The 16081-nt window shown below is 35.0% G+C and carries 18 protein-coding genes; 2 read left to right on the top strand and 16 right to left on the bottom strand.

Annotated features, from left to right (window positions below):
* Positions 1-68 precede the first annotated feature (68 nt).
* On the top strand, positions 69-425 hold the full coding sequence (locus M947_RS20935; protein WP_021288106.1) for a histidine triad nucleotide-binding protein: 357 nt from the start codon (positions 69-71) through the stop codon (positions 423-425).
* 1 nt (position 426) lies between these two features.
* On the top strand, positions 427-1614 hold the full coding sequence (locus tag M947_RS20940; protein ID WP_021288107.1) for a transglycosylase SLT domain-containing protein: 1188 nt from the start codon (positions 427-429) through the stop codon (positions 1612-1614).
* A 13-nt stretch (positions 1615-1627) separates the two neighbouring features.
* Here M947_RS20940 and M947_RS20945 read toward each other — a convergent pair whose 3' ends face one another.
* From M947_RS20945 to M947_RS21020, 16 genes are all read right to left on the bottom strand, one after another.
* Complete coding sequence (locus tag M947_RS20945; RefSeq protein WP_021288108.1) at positions 1628-2092, bottom strand: OsmC family protein; 465 nt, start codon at positions 2090-2092, stop codon at positions 1628-1630.
* Positions 2089-3477, bottom strand: a complete 1389-nt coding sequence (gene argH / locus M947_RS20950; RefSeq protein WP_021288109.1) for an argininosuccinate lyase — start codon at positions 3475-3477, stop codon at positions 2089-2091. Before argH ends, M947_RS20945 begins: the two co-directional genes overlap by 4 nt.
* An 83-nt stretch (positions 3478-3560) precedes the next feature.
* Positions 3561-3893 carry a hypothetical protein gene (locus M947_RS20955; protein ID WP_021288110.1) on the bottom strand — a complete coding sequence of 111 codons (333 nt, stop codon included), beginning with the start codon at positions 3891-3893 and terminating at the stop codon, positions 3561-3563.
* A 93-nt stretch (positions 3894-3986) separates the two neighbouring features.
* The gene (locus tag M947_RS20960) at positions 3987-5801 is read right to left on the bottom strand and encodes a menaquinone biosynthesis decarboxylase (RefSeq protein ID WP_021288111.1); all 1815 of its coding nucleotides are present in this window, start codon (positions 5799-5801) and stop codon (positions 3987-3989) included.
* Between the two features lie 83 nt (positions 5802-5884).
* Positions 5885-6844 carry a hydroxymethylbilane synthase gene (gene hemC, locus M947_RS20965; RefSeq protein ID WP_021288112.1) on the bottom strand — a complete coding sequence of 320 codons (960 nt, stop codon included), beginning with the start codon at positions 6842-6844 and terminating at the stop codon, positions 5885-5887.
* 4 nt (positions 6845-6848) lie between these two features.
* Positions 6849-7673, bottom strand: a complete 825-nt coding sequence (locus M947_RS20970; protein ID WP_245541263.1) for a DsbA family protein — start codon at positions 7671-7673, stop codon at positions 6849-6851.
* Complete coding sequence (locus M947_RS20975) at positions 7636-8067, bottom strand: FxsA family protein (protein ID WP_021288114.1); 432 nt, start codon at positions 8065-8067, stop codon at positions 7636-7638. The genes M947_RS20970 and M947_RS20975 overlap by 38 nt, the downstream gene beginning before the upstream one ends.
* Position 8068: 1 nt before the next feature.
* On the bottom strand, positions 8069-9373 hold the full coding sequence (gene proS / locus M947_RS20980) for a proline--tRNA ligase (protein WP_021288115.1): 1305 nt from the start codon (positions 9371-9373) through the stop codon (positions 8069-8071).
* A complete protein-coding gene (hemA, locus tag M947_RS20985; RefSeq protein WP_021288116.1) occupies positions 9370-10674 on the bottom strand; it encodes a glutamyl-tRNA reductase in 1305 nt (434 codons plus the stop codon). Before hemA ends, proS begins: the two co-directional genes overlap by 4 nt.
* Complete coding sequence (locus M947_RS20990; protein WP_021288117.1) at positions 10674-11561, bottom strand: polyprenyl synthetase family protein; 888 nt, start codon at positions 11559-11561, stop codon at positions 10674-10676. Before M947_RS20990 ends, hemA begins: the two co-directional genes overlap by 1 nt.
* Positions 11562-11984 carry a hypothetical protein gene (locus M947_RS20995; RefSeq protein ID WP_021288118.1) on the bottom strand — a complete coding sequence of 141 codons (423 nt, stop codon included), beginning with the start codon at positions 11982-11984 and terminating at the stop codon, positions 11562-11564. It abuts the gene before it with no gap.
* Between the two features lie 7 nt (positions 11985-11991).
* Positions 11992-12282, bottom strand: a complete 291-nt coding sequence (locus M947_RS21000) for a DUF2018 family protein (protein ID WP_021288119.1) — start codon at positions 12280-12282, stop codon at positions 11992-11994.
* Positions 12283-12337: 55 nt separating this feature from the next.
* A complete protein-coding gene (gene argB, locus M947_RS21005; RefSeq protein ID WP_021288120.1) occupies positions 12338-13189 on the bottom strand; it encodes an acetylglutamate kinase in 852 nt (283 codons plus the stop codon).
* Positions 13186-14142, bottom strand: coding sequence for a tetraacyldisaccharide 4'-kinase (locus M947_RS21010; protein WP_021288121.1), 957 nt, complete (start codon positions 14140-14142; stop codon positions 13186-13188). Before M947_RS21010 ends, argB begins: the two co-directional genes overlap by 4 nt.
* Positions 14103-15224 carry a DegT/DnrJ/EryC1/StrS family aminotransferase gene (locus tag M947_RS21015; RefSeq protein ID WP_031348105.1) on the bottom strand — a complete coding sequence of 374 codons (1122 nt, stop codon included), beginning with the start codon at positions 15222-15224 and terminating at the stop codon, positions 14103-14105. The genes M947_RS21010 and M947_RS21015 overlap by 40 nt, the downstream gene beginning before the upstream one ends.
* Before the next feature lie 34 nt (positions 15225-15258).
* Complete coding sequence (locus M947_RS21020) at positions 15259-16017, bottom strand: NAD+ synthase (protein WP_021288123.1); 759 nt, start codon at positions 16015-16017, stop codon at positions 15259-15261.
* Positions 16018-16081 lie beyond the last annotated feature (64 nt).

Consider the following 16081-nt stretch of genomic DNA (forward strand, 5'->3'; position numbering starts at 1 on the left):
CATATAGCTTCATTTACCTATTTATGTGATATAATTTAATCAACACCCATAAAAATAAAAGGAAAAATATGTGTATATTTTGTAAAATAGTAAAAAAAGAGTTGCCTTCAAATGTAGTACTAGAAAATGATAAATTTCTCGCTTTTCATGATATAAACCCAAAAGCCCCTGTACATATTTTGGCCATTCCAAAGGCTCATGTAGATAGTTTTGATGAAGTTAGTAGCCAGACTATGGCTGGTATGACGGACTTTATTCAAGAAGTAGTAAAAGAGGTAAAAATCCAAAAAAGTGGCTATAGAGTTGTAACAAACATTGGTGAAAATGGTGCTCAAGAAGTCCCACACTTACATTTTCATATCTTAGGCGGAGCAAAACTTAAATGGGATCACTTTAGCGATGCAGATCCAAAAGGTCACTTCTAAGATGTATAAAAATGCATTGCTTTTAGTCTGCCTATCATCTATGCTTTTAGCGCAAAATATGCAAGACTTTAAAAAAGAGCAAATGCAAAACTTCAACTCTAAAACTACCGAGTTTGACACATATAAAAAGACTCAAGAGAGTGAGTTTGAGATTTATACAAAAGAACAAAAAAGAGTCTACAATGAGTATAAAAAAGGACTTGAAGTTTTTTGGGATGAACCTAAACTCTCAACTCCAAAAAATTGGGTATCTTATGAAAAAGATAAACAAACAAGAACAGATGTTGACTTTGAAAATGAGACAATTACCATAGAAGCTATTGCTAAAAGCCAAGAAGAAGCAAAGCAAAAACTCCAACTAGCCCTTGCAAAGACCATAACCATAGATACTAAAACTTTGCAAGATAGCGATCCATTAGAACTAAAGCTTAAAAAGATAAAAAAACCATCAGCAGTTGTAGACGCACAAGTAAAAGCTGAGCCTATACTCTCAACTGTGATTTTTGAAAAGACTCCTTCTCAAAAAGATGTTAAAGAGTATGTACAAAAGTATGTAGTTTATGATGATATAAAAGCAAAAAAATCATCTAAGATAGAAGATGCAAAAGTTTACACTTTAAATGTAACACTTCCAAAAGATACTATGATTAAACGCTCAAAAGTCTACTATGCTGATGTAAAAGAACATGCACAAAAACAAAAAATTCCAATCTCCCTTGTCTTTGCAGTTATGCAAACTGAGAGCAGCTTTAACCCAAGAGCGAGATCACATATTCCTGCATATGGGCTGATGCAGATAGTTCCAAAAACTGCCGGAATTGATACATATAACTTTTTATATAATGAAAAAAAACTTGTAAGCGGAACTTATCTCTACAATAGCACTAACAATATCACGATGGGAAGTGCTTATCTTCATATCCTCTACTACAGGTATCTAAAAGATATAAAAGACCCTACAAGTAGACTTTACTGCACGATTGCAGCGTATAATACTGGTGCTGGAAATGTTGCATGGGCTTTTACAAAAACATATAATATGAAAAAAGCAGCTCCACTTATAAACGAAAAAAAGCCCAAAGAAGTTTATAACAAGCTTTTAAAAGATTTGAGATTTGATGAACCTAAGCATTATTTAAAGAGAGTAAGTTCGAGAATGGGCTCTTATCATAAGCTTTATGGCATCTAAATCTTTATCTCTCTCAAGATGGACAAGACTCTATTTCGCCCATATCTATCTTTGAGCCTCCGCCTGAAATCATCTGCTCATTTTGACAGATTAGCTCTGAATTGTGAGTGATAGTGTAGGATATTGCAGTAGAGTCTCGGATAGTATTTATAGTTGAACAGTATGTCTCTAAAGATGCCATAACCCATCTTTTAGCCAACAAATCATCTCCATCAGAGTCAAAGCTATAAGACAGATGCAGGGTGTTAAATTTACATGGATGAGATTCACTTCTTACAACCTCCCCATCAACAACTAAATTTGTTACTGTTTTATCCTGATTTTTAGGAATTAAGACTATATCTGATGCACTACATGAGATTATTCCAGCTAAAAAATACTCTATAGGCGAGATAACTGGACAGTCTATTATAAAACTACTCTTTGAAGTTTTTGCCTCAAACTTCATGCCATCTTTGTGCTTTATACTTACTTTCATTGCTTATTATCCTTTAAAAATTTTCTAAAAAACTCTAACTGCTCTTTAGTTCTTACAGTCGAAGTTCCACCGGCTGAAGTTCTTGCATTCATAGAATTTTTAAGTACGAGATATTCTAAGACATCTTCATCTATTCTTGCGTCTATCTCTTTTAAGTATTTAAACTCTATATCACTCAAGTCAATACCTAGCTCCTCAGCTTTTGCAACTGCTCGACCTGTTATAAAGTGAGCTTCACGAAATGGGATGCCACATTTCTCAACCAGATAATCAGCCAAATCTGTAGCAGCTAAATGTCCAACCGAACAAGCACTTTGCATATTATGAGATTTTACTTCCATAGTTTTTATAGCTTCTTTTAAAATTTCAAGTGAGATTAGAGCAGTCTCAACTGAGTCAAAAACACCCTCTTTGTCCTCTTGAGTATCTTTGTTATAGGCTAGAGGAAGCCCTTTCATAACAGTGAGCAGTCCCATCAAGGAGCCATAGACACGACCAGTTTTTCCACGAAGAAGCTCTGGAACATCTGGATTTTTCTTTTGTGGCATTATAGATGAGCCAGTTGAGTACTCATCACTAAGTTCAATAAATGAGAATTCATAACTAGACCACATAACAAGCTCTTCACTAAGCCTTGAGATGTGCATCATCATAGTTGAGATGTTAAACAAAATCTCTAATGCAAAATCTCTATCACTCACAGTATCTAAACAGTTCACGCTCACACTATCAAACCCTAAAAGTTTTGCTGTCATGTCTCTATCGATTTTATGCGGAGTTCCAGCTAAGGCTGCACAACCAAGAGGAGAGACATTACATCTCTTATATGAGTCTTGTAATCTCTCTATATCTCTCTTAAACATAGAAAGATATGCACATAGATGAAAACCAAAGTTAGTAGGTTGAGCATGTTGCAAGTGCGTCATTCCGGGTATAAGCGTCTGGGTATGCTCATTTGCCACCACTAAAATCTCACTCATTAAAAGCTTTAGAGACTCTATAATATCCAAGTTTCTCTTTAATACCCAACGACGAAAATCAACTGCAACTTGGTCATTTCTACTTCTTGCAGTATGTAGTTTTTTCCCAGCATCTCCAATGATGGCAGTTAGGCGTTTTTCAATCCCCATATGCAAATCTTCATCATGGATACTCCAAACAAACTCACCTGATTCTATCTCGCTTTTTACTTGTGCTAAGCCATCTGTTATCTGAGTTAACTCTTCTTTAGTTAATATTTTTTGATGTGTTAGCATCTGTGCATGTGCTAGTGAGCCTTCTATATCTTCAATATAGAGTTTTCTATCATACATGATTGAAGCATTAAACTCATCTAATAAGTTTGATGCACTTGCTAAAAAGCGACCTGACCACATTTTTTTCATTTATATTCCTTGCTTTGCACTAGATTTTCTCGTAGAAAATAAGTTTTGTATTTTATCTAAAATATTTGAATTATAAATGAAGGCTAGTTACAAGCAGGGACATTTCCACTATCTTTGGCATACTCTAGTAAAAAATCTTCTAAATGTTTTGCTTTTTTAGTATATGAAGAGCTTTTAAAATACTTCCAAGACTCTTTTGCTTTTTCATCTTTAAGATGGATATATGCCAACTCTCTTCCTTTATCGCGCATAAGGTCTTCCCACTCATATGTGGTTTTTAAAGAGATAAATGTTTGACGTTGCTGATGGCACTCCACGCATTTTTTTATAAAGATCCTCTGCCCTTTATAAACTGCAGCGTTAGAATAAGAAGAAAAGATAAGAGCTATCGTAAGAGCTATAAAGATTTTTTTCATAAGACATACCTCGAGTATAATTATAGCTATATTACATTAGAAGATATTATAGAAAGCTTATGAAAACATCTAATCACGTCTTATTATTAAAAGCTAGAGTTGGAACTTATTATTTAGTTTTTCATCTAAATCCCAAAGCCCTTTATTTTTAAGAGATTTGACTACACTACTAGTACACTCTACATCATCTGGCCACTCTCTAGTAAATCCATCTATTTGGCTCTTATTTGTACCATCAACACCGACCATCAAGCCTGATATAAAGATATCTCTTTGAGCATCTATGTTATTTGTAACACGCCAAACCAACATGTATGGATTTATAATATCATTCTTTTTTTCATCCACAAATACTACAATTCTTATGTTTGTACTAAGTTCTATTAGTGCATCAAAGTATTTTTTTACACTTTTAGTTTTATCTACACTAATCACTGTAATAGGATTTTTTGTTCTCCTCATATATTGATGAACGGACGAAGCATCAGGAATCAACTCTTTTATTTTTGAGAGCAACTCTTCATCACCCAAAAGGTGTGGAGCTTCAACTTTGTTTGCAGCAGTTGCATCAATGCCTAGTTTTCCACCAACAAGACTCTCTGGAGATGAGTGATCTAGTGCATCTAAAACGCCCTCTGAGATAAAAAGTGATTTAGGAGCAAATCTGTCTAAAATGTATGAAACAAGCGCCTCATAATTATCTAGCTTAGGGGCATTTTCATCTAAAAAGATAGCATGCTTTACAAAACTCATCTGCCCAGTTCCCCAAAAAGCATGCATAAACTGCTTTGCATGACCTTTGTAGAGTGGTTGCATCTTAGCTAGTATTAAATTATGAAAACCAGCATTTTCTGGCATATGATAGTCTATTAAAGCGGGTACCGTTGTCTTTAAAAGTGGAAAGAATATCTTTCCTGTAGCCCAACCCATATATTTATCTTCAAGCGGTGGCTTACCAACTACTGTAGCTAAATATGTTGGCTTTTTTCTTGTCGTAATTGCGCTCACTTGCATAACAGGATACGAATCTGCTAGAGTGTAGTAACCAGTATGATCTCCAAAAGGTCCCTCAATACGCATCTCCTGTGTATCCACCCAGCCCTCTATTACATAATCAACATCTTGTGGAATATATAGAGGCGTAGTTAAAGACTTAACTAGTTTAGCTGGTTTTTTAGTGATAAGACCATACATTAAAAGCTCGTTTACCCCATAAGGCAGGGGAGCTGTAGCACACCAAGTATATAGGGGGTCCCCTCCTATAGCAATAGTAACTGGCATCTTTTTTCCAGCCTTTTGATACTGGTCGAAAAAGTGGGATGAGTCTTTATGTATCTGCCAATGCATTCCTAAATGATTTTTATCAAAGACTTGAAGTCTATACATTCCGACATTTACCATAGTCCCATCAAAGCTTTGAGTATAGACTTGTGCCATAGTTATAAAAGGTCCACCATCTTGTTCCCAAGTGGTTAGAACAGGGATTTTACTAAGGTCAATCTCATCATTCATATATACAACTTCTTGACATGCACCTTTTTTATTTGTCTTTTTTGGAAAGATATTTTTTAGTGAAAAAAGCTCGCCTGCTATAGAAATTTTATCCATGAAACCTGCTGGTGGCTTCATATGCAAAAGTTTTGTAATCTCATCTGCAACTGACTCTATAGTTCTTCCAAAGAGAAGTTCAGTTCTTTTGTATGAACCAAATAGGTTCATAAGCACAGGCTCTTCAAATTTTTTACCATTTTTATTATCAACTACATTTGTAAAAAGTATAGCTTTTCCGCCATCTTTTTTCTTAACCTCTGCATATGCCAAATGTGGAATCTCAAGATAGATATCTAACTCATCCTCGATAACTCTTAATTCACCGTGCTTTTTTAGTAACTCTATAGTTTTATGCATTTTTGTCTCCTTTTTAAAAGAAGTGAATTCTTTTAAAATTCCCCTCACTAAAGCTTCGCCTTTCGGTGAGAATAATATTTAATTTATAATCTTTGTGGCATCTCATCTTTAAAAGCACATTTTTGTGCATCTTCGAGCAGTTCTAACGCTCCATTATCTATCATCTTTTTAGCCATATCTAAACCTAAATTTTGACTTTTCTTCACATCTACTATAAGTTTTTCCTGCATGATTTTTGTTCCATCACTAAAGCCTATCATAGTTCTAAAAATAACTTTGTCACTTTCTATAACAGCGTTACAAGCAACAGGTGCTGAACATCCTGCACCTATTTTAGAGATAAAATCTCTCTCTATCTGTGTACAGATATAAGTCTCTTCATCATTTAAACTCTTTGCTATCTCTCTTACTTTTTCATCTTTGCAAACTATCTCAATTCCAAGAGCAGCTTGTCCCATAGGTGGTATCATCATATCTAATGACAATTTTTCTTTAAATGGAATATCTTTTAACAAATCGAGTCTGTGCAGACCTATGTAAGCTAGTATAATGGCATCATATTGACCCTCTTTAAGCTTTCTTAGTCTTGTATTTACATTTCCCCTTAAGTCTTTTACTTGCAAATCTGGTCTCTCGCAAAGTAGTTGCATTCTTCTTCTTAGACTTGTTGTTCCAACTACCGCACCCCTTGGTAAATCATCTAAGTCTTTATACTTATGAGATAAAAAAACATCACTTTGGTCTTGCCTTGCTGTCACTGCGACCAACTCTAAGCCCTCAGGAATATAAGTCGGTACATCTTTTAGTGAGTGGACTGCCATATGAGCCCGTGAAGCGAGCATTGCATCTTCGAGCTCTTTTGTAAAGTGACCTTTTCCACCGATGAGGGCTAGTGGTTTATCTAAAACCTTATCACCACCACTTACTATCTTGTTTAGTTCAACTTCTATCTCTGGATAATTCTTTTCTATCTTTGCTTTTACATGGTAAGCCTGCCAAAGTGCCAAATCTGAGACTCTAGTGGCTATTACTAACTTTTTCATATATCTACTTTACCTTTTGGTATTTTGCTTTTGTTTTATCTATCTTATCATCAAAGAACACTGTAGGCGTTCCATTTACCATCAACTCACTTGCTATTTTCATATCACTAGTATAATGTTGTACTACAGATTTTGACTTTATATCTTGCAGAGTTATATTTGTCTTCAAACTTTTATTAAACGCTGCAAGTATCTTACTCTCATCTCTCTCACGTGCATCTACTTCAACCTTGTAAAGTTTTAAAACAACATCTTTTTCACCTTTTAGCTCGGCTGCTGTTGCAGCTTTTACAAGTGTCAGAGCTGCTGGATGCAAAGACTCTAATGGAAAATGATAGTAGTAAAGGGCAAACTTTTTCGGACTTTTTTTCATATACTCTATCGCTTTTGGAACAAAGTCTCTACAAAATGGGCATAGAGGGTCTGAAAAAATAGCTACTCTATGAGTTGCATCAGCATTTCCATATATCAGGTTTTGCTTCTTATAGTGAGAAGACTCAAAAGATGGAGAGACTGAATCTTTTAGAGATTTTCCTGTTTTTAAGTCTATAAGGTCTGGTGAAATAGTAGTTCCGTTTGAGAACCAAATCATTTTTTGGTTAATATCACGACTACCTTGTTTATCTTTTACATTAGCATCTACATTTACTATAAAAGCGCTCCAGCCATCAACTTGATCTAGCTTAATTTTTTTATGAACTTTTACATCTAATTTTAATATGTTTGGATTAGCAGAAAACGACTTTTTTAAAAAAGCCTCCATATCTGCATTTGTATTTGCCTCTAAACAACTACTTACTATCAGGGTGCTTAGTAATAACTTCAACATCAATGACATCTGAATCCTTTTTCTGATTTTTTTGTATATCTTCACTCTTATACTTGCTCGACGATTGTACATTATAACGGTTAACAAGCATCCTCGTAAAAATGCTAAACTGCATTAAGGCACCTATAATATCTGTCATAAATCCCGGCACTATTAGTAAAAAAGCACCTATGATTGTAAAGAGGTTTAACCTTTGAAACTCTTGTAGATCTATTGCGTGGTAAGAGACAGCTGTAATATTTTGAAAAAGAGTCTCCCTAAAATTAAGAAGTATAAGAATCCCGATAAGTGCAGTTATTATTATCTCAAAAAAAGTGAAGAGCCCACCGATGGTTGAGGAGATATTTACAGATATTAAGACCTCTAAAAAAAGATATATTAAAAAATAAATCATCTTATATAAGTTCCATTATCTTAGCAAAAACATTGCTCGCTTCTACAGATGTTTTTACTTTAGTTTTTCTATCATAAATCTCAACTATGCCATTTGATAGCTCTTTACCTATGATGATGGTATAAACAAATCCTATAAGCTCTGCATCTTTCATCTTAAAGCCAAATCTCTCTTTTCTATCATCTAAAATAACCTCAACACTACTATCTAAAAGCTTACTATAAAGATCTTCGCCTAGTTTCACCTGCTCATCATCTTTAATGTTTGAAACTAAGATATTTACCATATATGGAGTTGTGCTTTTTGTCCAGACACAACCATCTTTGTCATGGTTTTGTTCAATAACCGCAGCTACAAGCCTGCTAACTCCGATGCCAAATGTTGCCATCTCAAATGCTTTTGCTCTTCCATTTTCATCATTAAAGTTTGCCTCTAACGCTTTTGAATACTTAGTCCCAAGCTGAAAAATATGCCCAACTTCTATACCTTTTTTAAAGCTAAGTTTTGCTCCGCATGAACATCTATCATCAAGGTCTTGAGTTTGTAGATCTTCATAACTTCTCTCTTTTAGCTCCTCTATCTTTTTCTCATCCTCGTAAAGGGTCTCTATATTTGCACCATATTCACAACTCTCGCAAACCACTAAAGTATCCTCTCCACTATCTGCAAGAACATGAAACTCTCTACTTCCACTCCCACCAATAGCTCCACTGTCAGCTTCAACCACCCTAAAATCAAGTCCAAGTCTTGTAAAGATTTTTTTGTAAGTATCTTGCATAAGGTGGAACTCTCTTATCATATCATCCTCAGAAGCATGAAAAGAGTATCCATCTTTCATCAAAAACTCACGGCCACGGAGAAGTCCATATCTAGGTCTTGCTTCATCACGAAATTTTGTATTTATTTGATACAAATTTATCGGTAAATCTTTATAACTTGTTACTCTATTTTTAACAAGCTCAACTATAGCCTCTTCATTTGTAGGACTAAGCACAAAGCTGTTTTCATGTCTATCTTTGATGCGAAGCATCTCTTTGCCCATAGTCTGGCTTCTACCACTCCTCTGCCAAAGACTCATAGGAGTTATAAAGCTTAGTTGAACTTCGTTGCATCCTGCCTTATCCAGCTCCTCTTTTACTATAGCTCTGATTTTTTCTAAAACTATTTTTCCAAGTGGTAAAAAATTATAGAGTCCAGAACCCTGTTGATTTATAAATCCACCTCTAACTAAAAACTGATGACTAGGCAAGGTTGCATCTGATGGCGCTTCTTTTGTAGTTGGTATAAAAGCCCGACTTCTTCTCATTTGCTTCCCCTTTGTGCGATACTTAGGTCATGTTCGCACTTATATTTATCTGGTATCTCTTGTTTTTCATTTTTAATCAAAAACTGCAAAGCTCCAGTTATCATATCTGATTTTGAGTCTTGTGATACACTTCTCATCTTTGAGGTCATATCGTGTAAAAAGCGTTTTATAACCTGCTCGGACATCTTACGGATCTCTTGCTCATACTCTTTTGGGATATATTTATTTTTTATAACTCTATCGCTCTCTATCTTTGCAGCCTCAAAAGCTTTTGAGTATATATCTTTTATCATCGGCTCTATATTTAAAGTATCAAGCCATTCAAAAAACGCTACTGTACTTCTTCCTACAATGGTATGAGCCTTTCTAGCCTCATCTTCTCTTAGACCTCTATTCTCATCAACTATAGTTCTTAAATCATCTATCTGATATAGGTTAATCCTCTCTCCTTTGTGATAGTTAATATCTCTAGGAAGTGCCAAATCAAACCAGTATCTATCAAATTCACATGACTTAATAATCTCATCTGTAATGATAGGCTCAGGAGCTGAAGTAGCAGTAAATAAAATCTCAAACTCATTTACAGCTTTTGAGAGTTGGTCAAAGTCCAAAACCTTAGCACCACACTCCTGTGCTAACACGAAAGCCTTTTCTTTTGTTCTGTTCATTATATAAACATCTGCACCATTTGAGACTAGATGTTTGGCCGTTATTTCAGACATCTCTCCAGTACCTATAACTAAAGCCTTCATCCCCTCAACACTCTCTAAAACTGACTTTAGTTTAGCTACTGCTACACTTGCTATGGAGACTGGTTTTGAAGAGATATCAGTTGCATTTCTAACTTGTGCTGCACACTTAAAAGCGTTGTGCATAGCACGGGCTAGTTTTTGACCACAGTGACCTTTATCATAAGAGAATCTAAAAGCATCTTTTAGTTGCCCGGCTATTTGGGTCTCACCAACGACCATAGAATCAAGCGAAGAGGCAACACTAAAGAGATGATGGATAGCACTGCTATCATCAAATATATCAGCTCTTCCTTCTAACTCTTCTATAGAAATTTCAGCACGGGCCGTGAGCTTTTCAAAGATATGTTGTGTAGCTAATACAATATCGCTACAGCTACAAAATATCTCCATCCTATTACAGGTTGAGATAAGTATAGTCTCATTTATAGCCTCACTCTCATTTAGTTTACTCAAACAAGCATGTAGATGCTCATCATCTGGATAAGAGAGTTTTTCTCTAATCTCCATAGTTGAATTTTTATGTGAAAAGCTTATATTTAAGTAGTGCATTAGTAACTTCTTTTTATCATGGTTTGGAGGATTTGAGTTAGTTCTTCATCACCTTTTATGGCGTTCATTGCATCTTGGGATAGTTTTTTTGCAAGTAGAAATGACTTCTCTATACTTCCATGCTTTTGCATCTTAGATTTTATCCAAAGAGTCTCTTCTTCATCTATAGACTTTGCGTGTAAACTTTTTAGTCTAAGCCTATCTTTCTTATCTAACTCTTTATAAAGATAGATATAAGGTAATGTACATTTTCCCTCTACAAAGTCGTTCATCGCAGGTTTTCCAAGAGTAGCTGCATCTGCGGTTATGTCTAAGATATCATCTACAATTTGAAATGATAGACCAAGATTTCTACCATAGATGGCATGTTTTTTCGCATCTTTGTCTTCTAAAAGAGCAGCCCCGTAAGCAGCTGCTTCTATAAGAGTTGCAGTCTTTAGATAGAGCATATCTAAATATTTATCTTCATCTTCGTTAAATTCATCTGCCATCTTTACATCTTGCATCTCACCCTTACTAAGCGCGGTTACAGAAGAAGATATCACTTTTGCTATATCTTTATCAAACCCAACTAGCTCAGTAAAAGCTTTTGAGTACAAGATATCTCCAAGCATTATCGCTACTTTACTTCCATCAGTTGCATTTACAGATTCCGCGCCTCTTCTGATCGTTGCTTCATCTATTACGTCATCATGAAGCAAGCTCGCCGCGTGGATAAGCTCAACTATAGCCGCTAAAAGTGGGGCTTTTGGATGCTTTGATGCTATCTTTAAAATTAATTTTGCACGAAGTCTTTTTCCACCTGCGAGTTTATTAAAAAGATGAGTAACTTCATCATAATCAACCTCTTTTATAAGCCTAGCAATCTCACACTCAACTCTTTGCATTCACACCTCTTTAAAATTATTAAGATCTACGAGCTCTATTTCAAGATCTTTGTCATACAAAAAAAGCTCAAATATTGCTTTTTTAGTTTCATAATCAAACTCTTTAAATTTAACTAGCAGATATGGAGGATTAAAGCGGTTTGCTCCACGACTTCTAAGCTCAAGTCTAAAAAAACGATTTCTCATCTCTTGGTAGAGTATGTTTTGAGCTATAACTTTGTCGTATGAGCGATGAATTACCAATCCCAGGTTTTTATACAGCGTCCAGCTAAATTTAAAGAGTTTTGAACTATCTTCGTATTTTACAAGAATTTTCTTTTGTTCATCCTTTGCCAAGGAGATTGTCTTTTTTTCTCTATATTCATCACCAAAACTTAAGCTATAAATAAGTGATAAAAGAAGAAAAACTTGTAAAAATTTCATCTAAAGCCTACTCACTCTTAGATACTATTTCACCCATTAATTCTATACTAAGACTCTTGAGTTTAGTGCCTACCTCGTCTTGGTTTGAGACTATAAACTGATCAACTTTACTAAGAAAATCTTCTCCAAGATGCTCTTCTAAAAGCAACTCCATTGCAGCTCTTTTTTTCATAAAATTTTCTAAATCAAATCTAACAACATCATTATTAGCATTGAACATTATATCCATCAACTTACTTGTTGGCGAACCTAAAAACACATCATCTTCATCTTCAAACAGTGCACTATATTTTGACATTTACTATCCCTTAGTTTTATTTACATATTTCGAGATTATACAATTCTTTCATTAACTACAAAATGATTTGTGTCCCAACTCCCTCTGTAGTGAAGAGTTCTAAAAGCATTGAGTGTTCTATTCTACCATCTATAATATGTGCTTTATTTACTCCACCCTCGATGGCTTCAAGGCAAGCATCAACCTTTGGAACCATTCCACCATGTATAGTTCCATCAGACTTTAGCACTTCTATCTCATCTCTTGTAAGAGTCTCTAGTAACTCTTTATCTTTGTTTAAAACACCCGGAGTATCTGTTAAAAAGATTATTTTATTCGCCCCTATAGCCTTTGCAACATAAGATGCACACAGATCTGCATTTATGTTAAACCCAGGGTGTCCCATCTCTTCCCCTGCCGCTATTGGAGCAATAACAGGAACAAAATTATCAGCAATTAATTTAGTTATAACTATAGGTTTTACTGCATTTATATTTCCAGTGAGTCCCCACTTTGCAAAGTCTTTTGCTTTTGCAGTTATAAAGTGCGCATCTTTACCACTTACACCAATAGCTTTTGCACCGTGCGAGTTTAAAAGTGACACTATCTCTTTGTTTATCTCTCCACTTAGTATCATTTCAGCAATTCGCATAACCTCTTTAGTTGTAACTCTTTGACCCTCTATAAACTTTGACTCAATATTTAGAGCATCCAGCATCTCTGTGATTTTAGAGCCACCACCATGAACGATAACAGGCTTGATGCCAACTAAATACATTAAAAGAATATCCTCTGCAAACTTCTCTTTTAATTGTGCTGATGTTTGGGCCGAACCACCATACTTAATAACAACTATCTCATCCCTAAATTCTTTAATAAATGGCAGTGCATCAAGGAGTGTTTTTACCGTTTCTATCTTTTTTTTCAATCTCTCATCCTATAGTTATTAATAATATCAAATACCGCACCTTCAACCTCTACTTCTAAGTCTAGCAGAGATATAGGCAGATTAAAAGCTTCAACCTTTACAAAATCCTTATAAGTTAGTAAAAGCGAGTGTGTGCCATCACTTCTTAAAATATCCTCTAACTCACCCTTTGTATATAAGTGATGGTCCTCAAAGTAGTGCTTTTTTATCACACCCTTTGGTAAATACTCATCAAGTCTTGATGGTCTAGCAATCGCAGATACAAGTGACATTTTATCACTTTTATCTCTAAGATGCACTACTCTTTTAAAATCTCTATTCTCTTTTAGAGTTATGGCATCTTTTGTAGCCCAAAGTCTCTCTCTAAATGCGCCTGATGGCAAACATCTTCTGTTTTTTGTATCTACATCTATAAGAAAATCTAGTTTTTTTATATCATGCTTTGAATAAGCATCATCTAAAAAAACAATTTTAGCTCCCATCTCTTTAGCTTTTTTTATAGCTTTTGCTCTATCTTCACTTACTATTACTATGGCAGAGGAGAGTTTTTTTGCATATATCATAGCCTCATCTCCACTAACATCTACATCGCATAAGATTTTTCCATCTTGCTTTACTACAATGAGTCCTTTGCTTTTTCGCCCATAACCACGAAGGATAACTGCTGAATCAGCATACCTTGATGCAAGAGCAGTAACAAGGGGAGTCTTACCACTTCCGCCAACGCTTAAATTGCCAACACTTACTATATCGATATCAAAATCTTTTATAGTTTTACTCTTAAATCGCACAAACATAACAAAGCAGTATATCCAGCTAAGAGGGAGCAGTAAACAAGAGAGGAGTTTATCAAAAAGAGTTGGCTTATAGAAGTATCTCTCAACCCAGAAAACTAAACTCTTCTTCAACTCTTTTAAACTCTTGTTTTTGCTATCTGTTTTACTTTTTGGCAAACAAATTTAACCTCTTCATCGCTCATACTTGCATAGATTGGAAGTGATAGGACTTGTTGAAAACTTTGTAGTGCTATAGGATAGTTATTTATTTTTAACGAGTATTTTGATTTGTAATAAGAAAGCAGGTGCAGAGGAATATAGTGAACTCCGCACTCTACACCAGCTTTTTTCAGCTCTAACGCAAAAGAGTCACGATTTTTATCTACTTTTATAATATAGAGTGAAAAGGGGTGCTCTTCATTATTCATATTTGGGATAGTCACATGCTCAGTTGATGCAAGTGTGTCACTATATACCTTTGCTATGTCTTGTTGTCTTTTTATATTTGAGTCTTGTTTTACAAGTTGCGCTCTAAGATAAGCAGCATTTAATTCGCCCATAGAGTAATCATTTCCTATATCTACGACATCGTAGATATACTCTAGTGCATCTTCATCTCTAACTATCGCATGGTTACTTAAAAGTTTGGCTCTTTCTATAATCTCATCATCATCACTAACGAGCATACCACCATTACAAACATTTTTTTTCAGATGCGGAGAGAAGTTAAAACAAGTTATATGTCCGCCTGTTGAGCCTATTTTTTTACCTCTGTACAAGGCTCCTAAAGCTTCACTTGCATCTTCAACTATTTTAACATTGTAAATCTTCGCTATTGAGTAGAGTCTATCCAAATCAACACTAACACCAGCTATATGTGTAACAATCACCGCTTTTAGTTTTTTTGACTGGTTATCTTCTAGATAAGCCTCTAATAGATCTAAGTTTATGTTGTAATTATTTGCTTCAATATCCACAAAAACTGGCTCAGCATCAAAGTGTCTTACAACCTCAGCTACGTTTGGAAAAGCGTTCACACTACAAACTACTTTATCACCCCTTTTTAAGTCAAGTGCTAACATCGCTAGATGCAAAGCAGAAGTTCCATGAGAAGTTGCAAGTGCATATTTACAACCTATATAAGCGGCAAATTCTTCTTCAAGTTTTGATACTTGGTTTAAATTTTCCCCATCTAAAACATCTGCAACATTTCCATGCTCTTCTCGTCCACTCTCATATCTACTAAAAGCTACTTTCATCATATTTTATCCTTAAAGTTAATTTCTAAAGTCTTTAGACCATTTTCGCAATTTTTGGCATCTCTGTTTTGAAGCTATTGTTAGAGACTCTTTTTATTAGCATCTCTAGCATCTCTTTATCTATATCTTTTTTTAAAATATCCTCTTTACTTAATCTCTCATCAACCAAAAGTCTCAAAGCAGAATCAATCTTGGCATAGGTGTAACCCAAATCATCCTCATCACTCTGTCCTTCCCACAGATCAGCAGAAGGAGCTTTGTCTATAATGGCTTTTGGTACACCTAAATACTTAGCTAGTTTATAAATCTCACTTTTGTACAAATCACCTATGGGATTTATAGCGCAAGCTAGATCTCCGTAAATAGTTCCATAACCCAGCATCAACTCACTTTTGTTACTAGTACCCAAAACCAGAGCATTTTCTCTAGCAGATATATCAAAGATAGTAGCCATTCTCATGCGAGATGAAAAATTTCCTATTCTCAACTTATCCATATCGGGGTTTAGCTCTTCATAAGCACTAAGCATCGGCTCTATAGAAGCTGTAATAGCTCTTATAGAGAAGTCGTTGCATAGCGTATCTGCATCTATAAGTGAGTTTTGCGAAGAGTATTGTGATGGCATCTTAACACACAAAAGTTCATCTTTAAAAACTCTATGTGCTATTACGGCAACGACAGCAGAGTCCAATCCACCGCTAAGCCCTACTAGAACTTTTTTAAAGCCTCTTTTTGATACTTCGGCTTTTAAAAACCCTTTTAAGTATTCTGTTATGTGTGCATATTTGTTCATATTTTTTTCTAACCTTTAAAAATCTTTAACAAAAATTATTATATCAAAAATTATACACAATTTG

This window comes from Sulfurimonas hongkongensis (assembly GCF_000445475.1).
Classification (GTDB): Bacteria; Campylobacterota; Campylobacteria; order Campylobacterales; family Sulfurimonadaceae; genus Sulfurimonas; species Sulfurimonas hongkongensis.

Bases quoted from the DNA above. Each gene is read 5' to 3' on its own strand.
- hemC (WP_021288112.1), bottom strand. From the start codon at position 6,844: ATGAAAAAGTTAGTAATAGCCACTAGAGTCTCAGATTTGGCACTTTGG.
- M947_RS20960 (WP_021288111.1), bottom strand. From the start codon at position 5,801: ATGCATAAAACTATAGAGTTACTAAAAAAGCACGGTGAATTAAGAGTT.
- M947_RS20975 (WP_021288114.1), bottom strand. From the start codon at position 8,067: ATGATTTATTTTTTAATATATCTTTTTTTAGAGGTCTTAATATCTGTA.
- M947_RS21015 (WP_031348105.1), bottom strand. From the start codon at position 15,224: ATGAAAGTAGCTTTTAGTAGATATGAGAGTGGACGAGAAGAGCATGGA.
- argH (WP_021288109.1), bottom strand. From the start codon at position 3,477: ATGAAAAAAATGTGGTCAGGTCGCTTTTTAGCAAGTGCATCAAACTTA.
- hemA (WP_021288116.1), bottom strand. From the start codon at position 10,674: ATGCACTACTTAAATATAAGCTTTTCACATAAAAATTCAACTATGGAG.
- M947_RS20945 (WP_021288108.1), bottom strand. From the start codon at position 2,092: ATGAAAGTAAGTATAAAGCACAAAGATGGCATGAAGTTTGAGGCAAAA.
- proS (WP_021288115.1), bottom strand. From the start codon at position 9,373: ATGAGAAGAAGTCGGGCTTTTATACCAACTACAAAAGAAGCGCCATCA.
- M947_RS20995 (WP_021288118.1), bottom strand. From the start codon at position 11,984: ATGAAATTTTTACAAGTTTTTCTTCTTTTATCACTTATTTATAGCTTA.
- M947_RS20970 (WP_245541263.1), bottom strand. From the start codon at position 7,673: ATGTTGAAGTTATTACTAAGCACCCTGATAGTAAGTAGTTGTTTAGAG.
- M947_RS20990 (WP_021288117.1), bottom strand. From the start codon at position 11,561: ATGCAAAGAGTTGAGTGTGAGATTGCTAGGCTTATAAAAGAGGTTGAT.
- M947_RS20935 (WP_021288106.1), top strand. From the start codon at position 69: ATGTGTATATTTTGTAAAATAGTAAAAAAAGAGTTGCCTTCAAATGTA.
- M947_RS20940 (WP_021288107.1), top strand. From the start codon at position 427: ATGTATAAAAATGCATTGCTTTTAGTCTGCCTATCATCTATGCTTTTA.
- M947_RS21020 (WP_021288123.1), bottom strand. From the start codon at position 16,017: ATGAACAAATATGCACACATAACAGAATACTTAAAAGGGTTTTTAAAA.
- M947_RS20955 (WP_021288110.1), bottom strand. From the start codon at position 3,893: ATGAAAAAAATCTTTATAGCTCTTACGATAGCTCTTATCTTTTCTTCT.
- M947_RS21000 (WP_021288119.1), bottom strand. From the start codon at position 12,282: ATGTCAAAATATAGTGCACTGTTTGAAGATGAAGATGATGTGTTTTTA.